This is a genomic window from Paraburkholderia acidiphila, assembly GCF_009789655.1.
Taxonomy (GTDB): domain Bacteria; phylum Pseudomonadota; class Gammaproteobacteria; order Burkholderiales; family Burkholderiaceae; genus Paraburkholderia; species Paraburkholderia acidiphila.
In genome coordinates this window covers 1,241,184-1,256,320 of record NZ_CP046911.1, presented here as the reverse complement: position 1 = coordinate 1,256,320, position 15,137 = coordinate 1,241,184, and the positions used below count along the sequence as shown (strand labels likewise).

The 15,137-nt window shown below is 62.4% G+C and carries 12 protein-coding genes; 6 read left to right on the top strand and 6 right to left on the bottom strand.

The features are described from left to right. Positions 1 to 36: 36 nt before the first annotated feature. A complete protein-coding gene (locus FAZ97_RS29900) occupies positions 37 to 1,389 on the bottom strand; it encodes an MFS transporter (RefSeq protein WP_158762327.1) in 1,353 nt (450 codons plus the stop codon). 356 nt (positions 1,390 to 1,745) lie between these two features. Between FAZ97_RS29900 and FAZ97_RS29895 the strand changes: the two genes are divergently transcribed. From FAZ97_RS29895 to FAZ97_RS29885, 3 genes are read left to right on the top strand one after another with little or no spacing between them, the layout of a single operon-like run. Beyond that, positions 1,746 to 3,530, top strand: a complete 1,785-nt coding sequence (locus tag FAZ97_RS29895) for an IlvD/Edd family dehydratase (protein ID WP_158762326.1) — start codon at positions 1,746 to 1,748, stop codon at positions 3,528 to 3,530. A 26-nt stretch (positions 3,531 to 3,556) separates the two neighbouring features. After that, positions 3,557 to 4,735, top strand: coding sequence for a fumarylacetoacetate hydrolase family protein (locus FAZ97_RS29890; protein ID WP_158762325.1), 1,179 nt, complete (start codon positions 3,557 to 3,559; stop codon positions 4,733 to 4,735). A 23-nt stretch (positions 4,736 to 4,758) separates the two neighbouring features. After that, positions 4,759 to 6,201: an aldehyde dehydrogenase family protein gene (locus tag FAZ97_RS29885; RefSeq protein ID WP_158762324.1), complete on the top strand. Its 1,443-nt coding sequence runs from the start codon at positions 4,759 to 4,761 to the stop codon at positions 6,199 to 6,201. A 43-nt stretch (positions 6,202 to 6,244) separates the two neighbouring features. Here the strand turns inward: FAZ97_RS29885 and FAZ97_RS29880 are convergent, their stop codons facing one another. From FAZ97_RS29880 to FAZ97_RS29865, 4 genes are all read right to left on the bottom strand, one after another. Beyond that, positions 6,245 to 6,940, bottom strand: a complete 696-nt coding sequence (locus FAZ97_RS29880) for a phosphatase PAP2 family protein (protein WP_158762323.1) — start codon at positions 6,938 to 6,940, stop codon at positions 6,245 to 6,247. 285 nt (positions 6,941 to 7,225) lie between these two features. Continuing rightward, positions 7,226 to 8,341 carry a succinylglutamate desuccinylase/aspartoacylase family protein gene (locus FAZ97_RS29875; RefSeq protein WP_158762322.1) on the bottom strand — a complete coding sequence of 372 codons (1,116 nt, stop codon included), beginning with the start codon at positions 8,339 to 8,341 and terminating at the stop codon, positions 7,226 to 7,228. Positions 8,342 to 8,436: 95 nt separating this feature from the next. Next, positions 8,437 to 9,213 (bottom strand): ABC transporter substrate-binding protein, encoded by a 777-nt coding sequence (locus FAZ97_RS29870; RefSeq protein WP_158762321.1) that lies wholly within the window; start codon positions 9,211 to 9,213, stop codon positions 8,437 to 8,439. Positions 9,214 to 9,541: 328 nt separating this feature from the next. Then, positions 9,542 to 9,841: a hypothetical protein gene (locus FAZ97_RS29865; protein WP_158762320.1), complete on the bottom strand. Its 300-nt coding sequence runs from the start codon at positions 9,839 to 9,841 to the stop codon at positions 9,542 to 9,544. Between the two features lie 321 nt (positions 9,842 to 10,162). On the opposite strand from FAZ97_RS29865, the gene FAZ97_RS29860 reads away from it, so the two are divergent. Next, positions 10,163 to 12,085, top strand: coding sequence for an enterotoxin (locus FAZ97_RS29860; RefSeq protein ID WP_158762319.1), 1,923 nt, complete (start codon positions 10,163 to 10,165; stop codon positions 12,083 to 12,085). Here FAZ97_RS29860 and FAZ97_RS29855 read toward each other — a convergent pair. Further along, a complete protein-coding gene (locus FAZ97_RS29855; RefSeq protein WP_158762318.1) occupies positions 12,082 to 13,911 on the bottom strand; it encodes a beta-galactosidase in 1,830 nt (609 codons plus the stop codon). The genes FAZ97_RS29860 and FAZ97_RS29855 overlap by 4 nt on opposite strands. A 249-nt stretch (positions 13,912 to 14,160) precedes the next feature. On the opposite strand from FAZ97_RS29855, the gene FAZ97_RS29850 reads away from it, so the two are divergent. Further along, positions 14,161 to 14,586 carry a hypothetical protein gene (locus FAZ97_RS29850; RefSeq protein WP_158762317.1) on the top strand — a complete coding sequence of 142 codons (426 nt, stop codon included), beginning with the start codon at positions 14,161 to 14,163 and terminating at the stop codon, positions 14,584 to 14,586. Positions 14,587 to 14,727: 141 nt separating this feature from the next. After that, positions 14,728 to 15,108 (top strand): PLDc N-terminal domain-containing protein, encoded by a 381-nt coding sequence (locus FAZ97_RS29845; protein WP_158762316.1) that lies wholly within the window; start codon positions 14,728 to 14,730, stop codon positions 15,106 to 15,108. The last annotated feature ends 29 nt before the right edge of the window (positions 15,109 to 15,137 follow it).

Here is a 15,137-nt window from a genome sequence, read left to right as displayed (position 1 = left end):
TGGTCTTCGCAACGGGCGATTTAGCCGTTTTGCATATCAGTTCTCTTCCACCAGGTCCCGGTTCAGCATGCTTTTTGGAATCGACAGAATCAAAACGCAGCTCACGAGCAAGCAGGCGCCCAGCGCATAGGTGCCGTTATTGATGTCGCCGGTCAGGTCCTTCGCGACGCTGGTGATCATGGAGCCCGTGAAGCCGGACAGATTGCCGACCGAGTTGATGAGCGCGATACCGGCCGCCGCGGCGGTGCCTGAGAGAATCTGCCCCGGGAACGTCCAGTAGATCGGCATGAGGCCCAGGATCGCGCAGGTGGAGATAGTCAGGAATACGATAGAAAGCGGCACGTTATGCGCGAACAAGGCGCTCAGAATCAGGCCGACGCCGCCGATGCAGGCCGGAATGGCCGCATGCAGCCGGCGCTCGCCCGTCTTGCGGGAGTGCGACGCATTCCAGATCATGGCGACCACCGCGCTGAGATAGGGAATGGCGGTCAGCAAGCCGATATTGAACGTGCTCTTCACGCCGGAAGCCTTGATGATGGAAGGCAGCCAGAACGCCAGGCCATAGAAGCCGGTATTGAAGGTGAGCAGAATGAACGTCAGCAGCCAGACGCGCGGGCTTTTGAGCGCCGCCACGGCGCTATGCGTTTTCTTGCCGCTTTCCTGTTCGAGATTCTTTTGCAGCAGCGCTTTTTCGGCGGCGCTCAGCCATTTCGCCGACTGAATGCCGTCGCCCATGCGAAACAGCACCACGAAGGCGACGAGAATCGAAGGAATGCCTTCGAGCAACAGCATCCATTGCCAGCCGCCCAGGCCGAACAGGCCGTGCGTGTTCTCCATCAGCCATCCCGAGATAATCCCGCCGAGCGTGAGGCTCACCGGAATGGCGATCAGGAACCCCGACATCGCGACGCTCTGGCGGCGCGCCGGAAACCAGTAGTTCATGTACAGAATGATGCCGGGGAAAAAACCCGCTTCGCACACGCCGAGCAGAAACCGGAGGATGTAGAACATCGTCGAGGTTTGCACGTGGAAGAAACTCGCGAGCGGCGCGATAAAGGCGAGCGACGATGAAACGATGCCCCATGTCACCATGATGCGTGCGATCCAGAAACGCGCGCCATAACGGTGAAGCAACAGGTTGCTCGGCATCTCGAAGAGGAAATATCCCCAGAAGAAAATGCTCGCACCCACGGCGTAGATGCTGTCGCTCAGGCCCAGCGAATCCAGCATCTGCAGCTTGGCGAAGCCGACGTTCACGCGGTCGAGGTAGGCGACGACGTAGCACAGCAGCAGAAGCGGCAAGATGCGCTTCAATACCTTGCGGTACAAGCGGTCTTCGGCTTCATTGACGGCGGACGGGGAGTCCGCAATCTGGGTCAGAGTTGGCATGGGATGTGTCTCCTTTCACATATGCCTTTGAACGGTCCCGTAGCAGGGGAGGCTATTTCCACGAAGTTCGTGGTGTGTTTGCTGGATCTCTGTGCTGGCAGCGAACAGCACGCCATTTTGTTATCGGTAACACTGCGGGCGCTAAATTAGCACGGCAAGGGGCGCGAGAGCAAGTCGGGCGAGTGCGCCGGGGGGCGGTCGGCGCCGCGCCGTAACCGGGAAAACGCGTGGTCTGTCCTGGTGCACAGCGCGCTCGCAAAGTGCTAATATCCAGAAATGTTACCGATAACAAATCGGCGCGGACCCCGATGTGGACCCGCCACATCGTCGAGACAAGGAATAACGGAGTGAGTGATATGACCCAGCCCAACGCACGGCGCCTGCGCAGCCAGGAATGGTTCGATGATCCGGCCCATGCGGACATGACCGCGCTGTATGTCGAGCGCTTCATGAACTACGGTCTGACCCGCGAAGAACTGCAGTCTGGCCGCCCCATCATCGGCATCGCACAAACGGGGAGCGATCTCGCCCCGTGCAATCGCCACCACATCGAACTCGCCGCGCGCACGAAAGCGGGCATTCGCGACGCGGGCGGCATTCCGATGGAATTTCCGGTGCATCCGCTCGCCGAGCAGAGCCGCCGGCCCACGGCGGCGCTCGACCGCAACCTGGCCTATCTGGGCCTCGTCGAGATCCTGCACGGTTTTCCGCTCGACGGTGTCGTGCTGACCACCGGCTGCGACAAGACCACGCCCGCGTGCCTGATGGCCGCGGCAACGGTCGATATGCCGGCCATCGTGCTCTCGGGCGGCCCGATGCTCGACGGCTGGCATAACGGCCAGCGCGTCGGCTCTGGCACGGTTATCTGGCACGCGCGCAACCTGCTGGCGGCCGGTGAGATCGACTACGAGGGCTTCATGGAACTGACGACGGCTTCGTCGCCCTCCATCGGCCACTGCAACACCATGGGCACGGCGCTCTCGATGAACAGCCTCGCCGAAGCGCTGGGCATGTCGCTGCCCGGCTGCGCCAGCATTCCGGCGGCCTACCGCGAGCGCGGCCAGATGGCGTACGCCACCGGCAAGCGCATCGTCGACCTCGTACGCTACGACATGCGGCCTTCGCGCATCATGACGAAAGAGGCGTTCGAGAACGCCATCGTGGTGGCCTCCGCGCTGGGTGCGTCCACCAACTGTCCGCCGCACCTCATCGCCATCGCGCGGCACATGGGCATCGAACTGAGCCTCGAAGACTGGCAGCGCGTGGGCGAACAGGTGCCGCTCATCGTCAACTGCATGCCGGCGGGCGAGTTTCTCGGCGAGAGCTTTCACCGCGCGGGCGGCGTGCCCGGCGTGCTGCGCGAACTCGACCGCGCGGGCCTCGTGCACCGCGACTGTCTCACGGTATCGGGCCGTACCATTGGCGCGATTGCCGACAGCACGCCCGAGCCGGATCGCGAAGTCATCAGGACAACGGATGATCCGCTCAAACACGGCGCGGGCTTCATGGTGCTTTCGGGCAACTTCTTCGACAGCGCGATCATGAAGATGTCCGTGGTCGGCGACGCCTTCCGGCAAACCTACTTGAGCGAGCCAGGCGCGGAAAATACGTTCGAGGCGCGCGCGATCGTGTTCGACGGTCCCGAGGACTACCACGCACGCATCAACGACCCGTCGCTCGAAATCGACCAGCGCTGCATTCTCGTGATTCGCGGCACGGGCACGGTGGGCTATCCGGGCAGCGCCGAAGTGGTGAACATGGCGCCGCCGGCGGAACTGGTGCGCCAGGGCATCACGTCGCTGCCTACGCTTGGCGATGGCCGCCAGAGCGGCACGTCGGCGAGCCCTTCCATCTTGAACATGTCGCCCGAAGCGGCGGTGGGCGGCGGCCTCGCGCTGCTGCAAACGGGCGACCGCATTCGCGTGGATCTGAACGCGCGCAGCGTGAACGTGCTGGTCGACGAGGCTGAGCTTGCGCGACGCCGCGAAACCGCGCACTTCGAGGTGCCGCCTGCACAGACGCCGTGGCAAGAGCTGTATCGCAAGACGGTGGGGCAACTGTCCACGGGCGGCTGCCTCGAACCCGCCACGCTTTATCTGAAAGTCATTGCCGAGCGCGGCAACCCGCGCCATTCACACTAAATACCGGATACCAAACTGGAGGCAGCATGACCTCGAACACCGCATCAAACTGGCTTCCCCGCGACGTCGGGCAGGCATTGCTCGTTGGCCGCGTATGGCGCAAAGCAGGCGAGCATGAAGGCCCCTGCGTCGTGGTCGTTCGCAACGGCGAAGTCATCGACATCACGGCCAGCGTGCCGACCACCGCCGACCTGTTCGACCGCGAAGACGCCGCGCAATTCGCGCGTACGGTGAGCGGCGAATCGCTCGGCCCGGTGGAGAACCTGATCGAAGCGAACCTGCCAGGCAGCGCGGCGCCCGCTGTCCGTCTGCTCGCGCCCAACGACGTGCAGGCCATCAAGGCATGCGGCGTGACCTTCGCGGTGAGCCTGATCGAGCGCGTGATCGAGGAGCAGGCCGGCGGCGACCCCGCGAAGGCGCAGGAAGTGCGCGAGACCATCGCGGCCACGATCGGCACCGATCTCTCGAAGATCAAGCCGGGCTCCGAAGAAGCGATGAAGCTCAAGGCCGAACTCGAGCGGCGCGGCGCGTGGTCCCAGTACATGGAAGTGGGCATTGGGCCCGACGCGGAAGTGTTTTCGAAGTCGCAGCCGATGTCGGCAGTGGGCTTTGGCGACGATGTCGGCTTGCTGGCCGCTTCGGTCTGGAACAACCCGGAGCCGGAAATCGTGCTGGCCGTGAACAGCCGTGGCGAGATCGTCGGCGCGACGCTCGGCAACGACGTGAATCTGCGCGACATCGAAGGCCGCTCGGCGCTGCTACTCGGCAAGTGCAAGGACAATAACGCCTCGTGTGCGATTGGCCCGTTCGTGCGCTTGTTCGACGCGTCGTTCGACCTCGACACGGTGCGCAAGACGAGCGTCGCGCTGCGCGTGGAAGGCGCGGACGACGACTTCGTTCTGGAAGGCATCAGCCACATGAGCGAGATCAGCCGCGACCCGGCCGACCTCGTGTCGCAAACGTGGGGCCCGCATCACCAGTATCCCGATGGCTTCATGCTCTTTCTCGGCACCATGTTCTCGCCGATCAAGGACCGCGATACGGCGGGCGGCGGCTTCACGCATCATCTCGGCGACCAGGTCACCATCTCGGCACCGGAACTCGGCGCGTTGATCAACACCGTGCAATTGAGCACGGCACTCGCGCCGTGGACCTTCGGCGTGCGCGCGCTTTATCGCAATCTGGCTTCGCGCGGATTGCTGTGAGCCACTGAATCAGGAAACGCAACATGAACCAGTTCGACAATTACATCGGCGGCGAATGGGTGCGCGGCGCCACCGCCTCCACCAACGTCAATCCCTCCAATCTCGACGACGCGATCGGCGAATTCGCGCAGGCAGACGACGCGCAGACGCGCGCCGCCATCGCCGCCGCGCGTAAAGCGTTCGCGCAGTGGTCGCTTTCGACGCCGCAGCAACGCTTCGACCTGCTCGACCAGGTGGGCAGCGTCATTCTCGCGCGCAAAGCCGAGTTGGGCCGCCTGCTCGCGCGCGAAGAGGGCAAGACGCTGCCAGAGGCCATCGGCGAAGTGGGCCGCGCCGCGCAGATCTTCAAGTTCTTCGCGGGCGAAGCGCTGCGCCTTGGCGGCGAGATCGTGCCCTCGGTGCGGCCCGGCATGACCGTCGAGGTCACGCGCGAGCCGATCGGCGTGATCGGGCTCATCACGCCGTGGAACTTTCCGATCGCCATTCCCGCCTGGAAGATTGCGCCCGCCCTGGCCTACGGCAACACGGTCGTCATCAAGCCGGCCGACCTCGTGCCGGCGAGCACGTGGGAACTCGTGAAGATCATCGCGGAAGCGGGTGCGCCGGCCGGCGTCATCAATCTCGTGATGGGACGCGGTTCGGTGGTGGGCGAGGCGATCGTCAGCTCTCCTGATGTCGACGCCGTGAGTTTCACCGGCTCGGTCGCGACGGGCCGCGCGATTGGCGCAAAGTGCTTCGCAACGGGCAAGAAGTTCCAGCTGGAGATGGGCGGCAAAAACCCGATGGTCGTGCTCGACGACGCCAATCTCGACGTGGCCGTGGAAGCCTGCATCAACGGTGCCTTCTTCTCCACGGGGCAGCGTTGCACGGCATCGAGCCGGCTCATCGTGACCGAAGGCATTCACGACCGCTTCGTCGAAGCGATGAAGGCGCGCATGAAGACGCTGAAGACGGGCGACGCGCTGGCGGACGGCACGCATATCGGGCCGGTCGTCGACGACAAGCAGCTGCAGCAGGACGAGCGCTATATCGCGATTGCGCGCGAAGAGGGTGGCGAGGTGTACGGCGGCGAGCGTGTGGAAGGCGCCACGCGCGGCTATTTCCTGGCTCCCGCGCTCGTCACCGGCACGACTTCGGCCATGCGCATCAACCGCGAAGAAGTGTTCGGCCCTGTCGCCTCGGTCATCAAGGTGAAGGACTATCACGAAGCGCTGGCCGTGGCGAACGAGACGGAGTTCGGCTTGTCGGCGGGCATCTGCACGACGTCGCTCAACCATGCCAACCATTTCCGCCGCCATGTGCAGGCCGGCATGGTCATGGTGAACACCGCGACGGCGGGCGTGGACTATCACGTTCCGTTTGGCGGCCGCAAGGGCTCGAGCTACGGCCCGCGCGAGCAAGGCAGCTATGCGCGCGAGTTCTACACCACCGTCAAGACGGCGTACGTCAATCCGGGCGCAGTGTGATGTCGCGCGGGCGGCGCGCCGAAAGCGCCGCCCGCGCCAACGTTCAGCTCATTGCGTGCAACACGGAGTGGGTGAGTCGCAGCAGATCGTCGAACTGCGTGACCAGCTCGAAACACACGAGAAATGCGAGGGCGGCGGACGGCCCTGGAAAGCGCGTTACCAGGCGCAGAGCGGGCTTGGCAGTGCGCTTCCTGATAATGTCGCGCGTCATCAGCCAGGTGATCGCCACACCGATTACGCCGCCCGCGATCAGATCCGTGGGGTAGTGATAGCCGAGGTAGGCGCGCGGCAGACAAATGATTAGTACGACATATAAAATCGCCAGCGCGCCGACGAAACGCCATACAAGAAAGATTCCCACTGCAATCGCCACCCACAGCATGGCGTGATCGCTTGGAAACGAGCTGAAGTCGGTCAGCCCGGCCGCCCGCAAGGACGACGAGGCGAAATGCAGATGCAGATCGGGATTGAAAATGGGCCGCTGCCGGAACGGCAAAAAGCGCGCGAGGAGGCGTCCCACTGCCAGTGCGATCAGGCCGCTGGCCACCGTGGCGATCATCATCTCGCGTCGCCACTCGCGCCGCTCGTTCGGCTGAAACCAGATCCACACGATGAGCGGGATGAGGCAATAACCTTTGAACGTATAGAGTCCCGCCATGACCCGGATCGCGTGATTGAGCAGTGGCGGCAGATCGATTCGGGTGAGCGCTTCCAGAATGACGGTATCGAAACTGTTCATTTATTGTGGGCCATTCCGCTGACATTATTTACGAACGACGCATCGGGCGCCAAGGCGGCCGGAAACGGAGATCCCAGCCGCCTTGGCGCCCGATGCGTCAGGCGATCGCAATCGTAAATATCAACCCGGCGCGCATAGGTAAAGAATCGAAAGCAAGTGTAAATGGCGCTTGCTTGCGTGCCGACTGCGCTGCAACGGCGGGCAATGTCCTTTGCGGTGTGCGGATAGGCGCGCTGTTACGCCTCGTCACAGATTCACTTCTGACGAACTGTGACCCCACATAAGTTAATCCGGCAGCAGCGACCCGCTGCGCAGCGGCGTGGCGCCCGCTACCCACGCCACCTCCATCCCCGCAGTGGCGAAGCGCGTGCGTTGACGCGCGTACAGCATGCCGGACACGGAACTCGTGATGGTGGCGACATGATCGGTCAGCGGGTCGACCACATCGGCAATCGGCTGGCCAGGTTCGACCTTGACGCCAACGGGCGTGCGGAACACGAGCACGCCGGAGGCTGGTGCGATGAGTGTCTCCGCGCCCGCCAACGGCGTAGGCTCGCATTCGAGCCGGGGCAGTGGCGCAGGCGTCCCCTCGATCACGCCACGATGCGTGAGGTAGTCGACGATGGCGTTCGCATCGTGCTCGGCGAAGTCGTAGCTCACGTCCGCCTGGCCGCGCAGCTCGATCGTCACGGAAACGGCGCCGTTGGGGATCGGGTAGCGCGCGCCATAGCGCTCGCGCAGTGCGGACCAGCAGAAGCTGTGAATCTCGTCGAAGGGGTTGCCGTTCGAATTGAGCGCGAAGAGCGATGCCTTCGCTTCGAGATAGCGCGCGAGCGGTTCGACATCGGGCCAAAGTTCGGGGTTCGTGTAGAGATGCATGGCGCCTTCGAAGTCGCAATGCAGGTCGAGCACGACATCGGCGTCGTAGGACAGGCGCTGGAGCGCAAGACGTTGCGAGCCGAGTTCGGTGGTGGGCGACTGTTCATCAAGCGCTTCTCGCATCGCAGCGCGCACGGCGAGCAGATTCTGCTGCGCGTCGCCGGTGAGTCGAGGGCCGACACGCGGCAGCACGAGTTCGGCGAGATCGTGGAAGTGGCGGTTGAAGTTGGCCGCGGTGCCGCTTTCGAAACGGCCGAGCAACTGGCCAAGCAGGCGCTGATTGAGGCCGATCGGATTCGGCACGGGTACGACGACGACTTCGCCGCGCAGCTTGCCCGCCGCTTCGAGCGTAGCCAGGCGGTTGCGCAGTGCCCAGGCGACCAGCATGCCGGGTAGTTCGTCGGCATGCAGCGACGACTGGATGTAGATCTTCTGCGCGCCGGTTGGGCCATAGTGGAAGCTCGTGAGGTGCCGCGCGGTGCCGAGCGCCGGCGAAATGAGCGGATGCTTCTGAATGTGCATGGTGACGTGAGCGCGAGGCGAATGTGCTGCGGCTGAAAAAGGGCAAAAGGCGCGGGAATGTCCCGCGCCTTTGTCGCGTGTGTCGTGCCTGGCGCTTACGAGCCGTACACGTCGAATGCGAAGTATCGCGACTCGATCTTCTTGTACGTGCCGTCCTTGATCATGTCCGCGAGCGCTTTGTCGATCTTGACCTTCAGGTCGGCGTCGTCCTTGCGCAGGCCGATGGCGGCGCCGTTGCCGAGGATGCCGCCCGGGTCGCTCAGTTCGCCGTTCGTGAACGCGTAGCCTGCGCCGCGCGGCGTCTTCAGGAAGCTCAGGTCGGCCTGCACCGCGTCTTGCAGCGCGGCGTCGAGGCGGCCGGAAAGCAGGTCCGCATAGACCTGGTCCTGATCCTGGTAAGGCACGATCTTCACACCGTTGGGCGCCCAGTTGGCTTTGGCATAGGCTTCCTGTGTCGTTCCCTGCTCGACGCCAACTGTCTTGCCCTTCAACGAATCGGCGGTGGGCTGGAGGGGCGAGCCTTTCTTCGCGACGAGACGGCTGGGCGTGTGGAAGACCTTCGACGAGAACGCGATTTGCGCTTCGCGCTGCGGTGTCATCGACATCGAAGAGAGCACGGCGTCGAACTTCTTCGCCTTGAGCGCCGGAATCATGCCGTCGAATTCGCTTTCCACCCAAACGCACTTCGCGTCGAGGCGCTTGCAGATTTCATTGCCGACGTCGATGTCGAAACCGACCAGCTTGCCGTCCGTGCTTTTCGATTCGAACGGGGGATAGCTGGCATCCACGCCGAAGCGGACCGTGGTCCAATCCTTCGCGCAAACGGAGGTTGCGACGGCGAGCATCGCCATGCACAGGGCAAACTTCTTCATTGACGTGGAGTCTCCAGTATGTCTTTCAACGCCGCCAGAACCGATGGCGGCATGCTCAACAGCGGGCCGTCACGTCAGCCGTGTTGTATAGACAAGATAAGGAGTCTCACATAGTGAGGCAACCAGGGTTTTTGCTGGCGGAAGGTGTAAACGCTTTGCCATATAAGCGTTGCACGCCGGGATGATGGCGTTGGGGGCGAGGCGGAGACGTTGTAAGCGTTTATTGGCTAGACAACTATGATCAGGTATCGGAAATGAAGTCGCACGAACCCGGGCGCAGGCGCGCGCATTATGTTGCGCGCGCAACTATTTGCTCAGGCGTCGCCAGTCAATCGTCGTCGTCGCCGTGATGATGCTCCCAGCCGCGATGACGCCCATGGTCATGCCAGTGGCGTTCGTCTTCGTCGTGGTCGTAGCGGTAGTAGCCGTAAGCCGGAGGCGCTTCGTAGACGGTTGCGGGGGGCGCCGCATACACGACGGGCGGCGGCGCCTCGTAAACCGGCTCGGGCGCGGCGTAAACCGGACCCGGAACGCCGAGATAAACACCGATATCGGCATGGGCGGATGCTGCGCCGCTGACACACGTCCCTGCGAGCCCTGCGAGTAGATAAAACGTCAGGCGATTCATAATGATCTCTATTCCATTCAACGGACGCGGTTGCGATGGAAGCGGATTCTAGTCGCTGAGCTTACGGAAGGAATGCGCGGAATTGTCAATCGTGTAACCGGTGGTAAAGCTGCGCGAAAGCGCATTCGCTTAAGGTTCCCATAAGCAAATCATGCGGCATGGCATTGACATCCGTTTGGGCGCGCCGCTTTAGGGCCATTACACGCTGTTGCGCGGTGCGCCTTGAATGCGCGTGGCAGTTGCCATTACCCTATGAAGGCGCTTTGCGCCCAAAACAGGTTTCCCATGCGTGCCGACGATCGAACTTCTACGCAAGCCTGTATGGCCGAATTCCGGCAGCAGGACGACGCCTGTTCGTTCGGGAACGATGCAATTGCCCTGCACTGGGCATTGGCGGACGAACACCTTACCCACTTCTCGCTGGTCGATTGCGTGGGCAGGCGCGCGTTGCCCATCGTCACCCCGTTCGCGCTGACTTTTGCGGACGGCATCACGCTCGGCCCGGCCGCAATGCGCGTGCTTGCTCCGCTACGGGAAGAAGCGCGCGCCGCCAACCCTCAGGCGTCGAGATTGGCCGAACGCCGGGCGGGCCGCCGCGTGTGCATCACGCTTGAAGACGCCCAGGGACGCCTGCGGGCGCAATGGAGCGTGGAGCAGCGTGAAGGCGCGCGATATCTGCGCATGAGGCTGGACTTGACCGCCCTGCGCCAGGACGAAGCCATCGCCGTCGTTTCGTTGCTGCAGGCGCGCGCTCCCGGCGCGCAGGCGGGCAGCGAGCGCAAGGGCACACCGGTCGTAGCGGGCAACTTCTATCTGGGCTTCGAACTGCCGCTGGCAACCAGCCACGTAGAAGGGGAAAACGTGAGCTTTGCGCTGCGACGCACGCTGCCGCTCGAAAGGAACCGGACGCTGACTTACTCCGCGGTGGCCGGCGTGGCTCGCGAAGGTCAATTGCGGCGCGATTTCGCTGCATACCTCGAACAGGAGCGCGCCCGTCCCTATCGGCCGTTTCTGCACTACAACAGCTGGTGGGATATCGGTTACCTCACGCCTTATACGCAGGAACAGGCGCTGGAGCGGATCGAAACGATCGGCCGCGAATTGCATACGCAGCGCGGCGTGCAGATCGATTCGTTTCTTTTCGACGATGGCTGGGACGACCTTGGCGGAGGCTGGCATTTCAGCCGGGCATTTCCAGATGGTTTCGCGCCGCTGCGCGACGCCGCGGCACGATATGGCGGCGCGCCGGGCGTATGGCTGTCTCCCTGGGGCGGCTATTGCGCGCCGAAGGAGGAGCGCGTCGCGCGCGGCCGCGCCGCCGGTTATGAAATCATCGACAACGGCCTTGCGTTATCGGGGCCGCGCTATTACGCGCGTTTTCACGAAGTCGTGATGAACCTGCTCGCGAGGGACGGCGTGAACCAGTTCAAGTTCGACGGGACGGGCAACGCGGACAGCGTGTTTCCAGGCAGCCTGTTCGATAGCGACTGGGACGCGGCGATCCATTTGATCGGCGATATTCGCGCGGCCAAACCCGATACTTTCATCAATCTCTCGACAGGTACGCATGCGTCGCCGTTCTGGCTGCGCTACGTCGACGCGATCTGGCGCGGCGGCAACGACGACGGTCAAGCGGGCAGCGGCACGAACCGCGAGCGCTGGATCACCTACCGCGACGCGCAGACGTATCGCAATGTCGTGCGGCGCAGCCCGTTCTTTCCGCTCAATTCGCTCATGCTGCACGGGATTGTCCTTGCACAGTGCAATGCGCGACTGAATGCGTCGCAAGGGAGCGCATTCGCGCACGAAGTCCGGTCGTTCTTCGCGAGCGGTACGCAATTGCAGGAGCTATATGTCACGCCTTCGCTGCTGGGAGAGGACGACTGGCATGTGCTCGCGCAAGCCGCCCGATGGGCGCGCGCGAACAGCGATGTGTTGCGCGACAGCCATTGGATTGGCGGCGCGCCCGACGAGGCAGCCATCTACGGCTGGGCGGCGTGGGCGCCGCACAAGGCCATCGTGACGCTGCGCAATCCGCGTGATGAGGCGCAGCGCTTTGCACTGTCGCTGCGGCGCCAACTGGAACTGCCGGCTGCTGCGGCGGGGCGGTTTCACGCGCGCACTGTCTGGCATGCAAGCGCGGCCAGCTTTCCGCCAATACTTGATGCGGACGTGCCGTTCGATATTCGGCTCGCCCCATTCGAAGTGCTTACGCTGGAACTCGTGCCGGAAGAAGGTTGCTAATACAACGAATCCATCAGTTGCACAGGTTTCGCCTCGATCTGGTGCAGGTCGAAGATCAGCACCTCGTTTTCGCCCTGCTTGAGCCACGGCGCGGGACAATACAAGCGCTGTTGCGGACCGATACGCCAATAGCGCCCGAGATTGTGCCCGTTGACCCAGACCACGCCTTTGGTCCAATGGCGCATATCGAGCCATGTGTCGCCGATCTCGGTCAAATCCAGACGCGCCCTGAAAAAGAGCCCGGGTTTCAGTGGATTCGTGCAGCGTGCCTTCAGCCCGGCGATGAACGCTTCATCCATCGGCAGCAAAAAGGCTTCCCAGTCTTTGAGCAACGAGAGGGACCCATCGGCGCATTGCAGCCCCACGGGTTCGAGCAGACCTTTGCGGTCGACCAACGCGGGCCCGTAGTTGACGCGTCCCATGCCCTCTACCAGGAGTTCCAGCGCTCCCGGCGCTGCCGCCGACGCGCCCGGTAGTGCGAGCGGCGCACGATGCGTCACGCGCAACGCCTGCGCATAGTCGGGCGGAATCTGCGCGCGCGAAACGCCACCCGCGTAACGCTCGCTGACGAAAACCGTCGCATAGTCATGAACGCCGCTGATATCCAGCGCGCCAACGGGTTGCGCCTGCAGCGTTCTGCGATACAGCATGAAGCCCGAAGTCTGGCCGTAGTGTTCGAACGAATGCGGATCGACGCTCGACTCGCGTGGCAGGGGCGCCGGCAGGTTGTCCCAGATCGAGGCGTAGAGCGTAGGCGCGAGCGTGTCGCCCGAGAGGGTGGCGAAGGCATCGGGAATGTCCGGCAAAGGCTCGCTCAGGTAGCGGGCAATGATGTCGCGATACTTCACGTATTGCGCCGTGGCCACCCCTTGCTCGTTGATCGGCGCGCCATAGTCGTAGCTGGTGATATCGGGTTGATAGTTACCCGACTCGTCCACGTTCGCGCCGGCATAAAAGCCAAAGCTCGTGCCGCCATGAACGACATAGAGGTTGAACGACAATTGCGACTGCATGAATTCCGTCAAGACGGCGGAAAGATCGTAATCGAGCCCAGAGAATACCGGCTCGCCCCAATGCGTGAGCCAGCCCGTGTAGATCTCGCCCGCCATTGCGGGGACGGCGGGAAAGGCGCGACGCACCGCCGCGATTTGCTTTACATTGCCGTTGCTCAACGCAATCGCGCCGCCCTTCACGGTGCTGCGACTGCGTTCGAGTTGCACGAGGCCGTCTTCGGTAAAGAACGGCCCCGTTATCCCGCCCCTTAGCCAAAGCTGCCTGAGCTCCTCCAGATAAGCGGGATTGCTTGCGTAAGAACCGAACTCGTTCTCGATCTGGAGCATCAGAATCGGGCCGCCTTCTTCGAGCATCAACGGCTTGATGCGCGGCACCAGCTCGCCGATATAGCGCGCAACCGCCGCCATGTAACGGGCATCCGTGGCCGAGTCGGTGCGCAGCTGAATGTCAGGTTCGCTCAGCAGGTAAGCGGGAAGGCCTCCCAGGTCCCACTCGGCGCAAACATAAGGCCCGGGTCGCAACAGCACCCACAGCGATTCTTCCTGACACAGACGGATGAACGCTTCGATATTGCGGTTGCCGCTTTCGAAGTCGAACACCCCTTTGCGCGGCTCGTGGTAATTCCACATGATGTACAACGCGATGCAGTTCATGCCCATTGCTTTGGCCATGCGAATGCGATGCAGCCAGTACTCGCGTGGAATGCGCGCGGGATGCATTTCGCCGCTGCGAATCTGGAAGGGCTCGCCGTCTAGCAGGAAGTGCTGGCCGTCGGGGCTGAACGAAAAGGTGTGGCTGCGTTCGAGGTTCACGGTGCAATCGCGCCCTTGTATTTGCGGACTCAAGCACTATACTTCGACGGCTGATAGCAGAACGCTTAATTTCGCTTAAGCCTATAATTCGGCAAGAATACGCGCAAGTCAGATATGCCGAGCTATGTAACCGTATTGACGCAGTTACATTCGAATATGCCAAAGCGTGCTATTTTTCCGATTGCCAGTTCAACCCTGCTCGTCGCGGCGGGAATTTTCTGTATCGTCTTGTCGCTCACGACAAGGTCAATGATCGGAACGCTTTTCATCGCAAGGATGCTGCTATTCTGCGGCTTCGTGCATGCCTTGAGTCTCATCACCACGAGAGACTGGAAGCTCGCGGTCAGGCGCATTCCGCCAGTCATCGTGCCCGTCCTCATCGGCATTCTCATTCTGGTCAACGACAGCGCACGGGCGCGCGGTCTTACCGTGATGCTGATGATTTTCTTCGTGCTCGACGGCTTCTTCAAGATCATTGCGTCGGTCGGGCAGGACGTGAAGCTCAACAATATCGGCATTGTCAGCGCGGCGCTGTCGTTCCTGCTCGCCATTTTTCTGGCCGCCAATTTCCCGAGCGTGCCGTTGCCCTTGCTCGGGCTGTTCCTCGGGCTCGATCTCATTTCCATGGCCGTGGTGCCGTTTGCCGGCCGGGAGCGCAGGCGCGGCCTGATTTGACCTGACGAAAGGCACGTTGGTGGCCGCGTCGCTTCCATGCATCACGTTTCGCGCGAGCACGCTCCAGCCATCGACGGCCCTCGATGCCCGTGTCAGCACCCAGTTGCCGTTTTCCACACGCAAAACCGACGGAGGCGATTCATGATCTTCGCAAATGGCTTTACGTTTTCGAACTTCATTATCGATGCGTTTTCGATATTCATGTTCATTCTGTGGTTCTGGCTGTTCATCACAATCACGAGCGACCTGTTTCGTCGAACCGATATATCGGGATTCATGAAGATCGTCTGGGTGATATTTCTGATTGTTTTGCCCTATATCGGCATATTCGCCTATGTCCTCACGCAAGGCAGAGACATGGCGCATCGCAACCAGGAGCGGGCGCAGAAGGCGCGCGAGGAACTGCGCCACATCGTGGGCTACAGTGTCGCGGACGAAATCGAGAAGCTCGACAAGCTGAGAACGACAGGATCGATTTCGGACGACGAGTACAAGCGCCTTCGCTCGCGGCTCGTCGACTGAAAGGGGCGGCGGGCATGGCAACCGCCCGT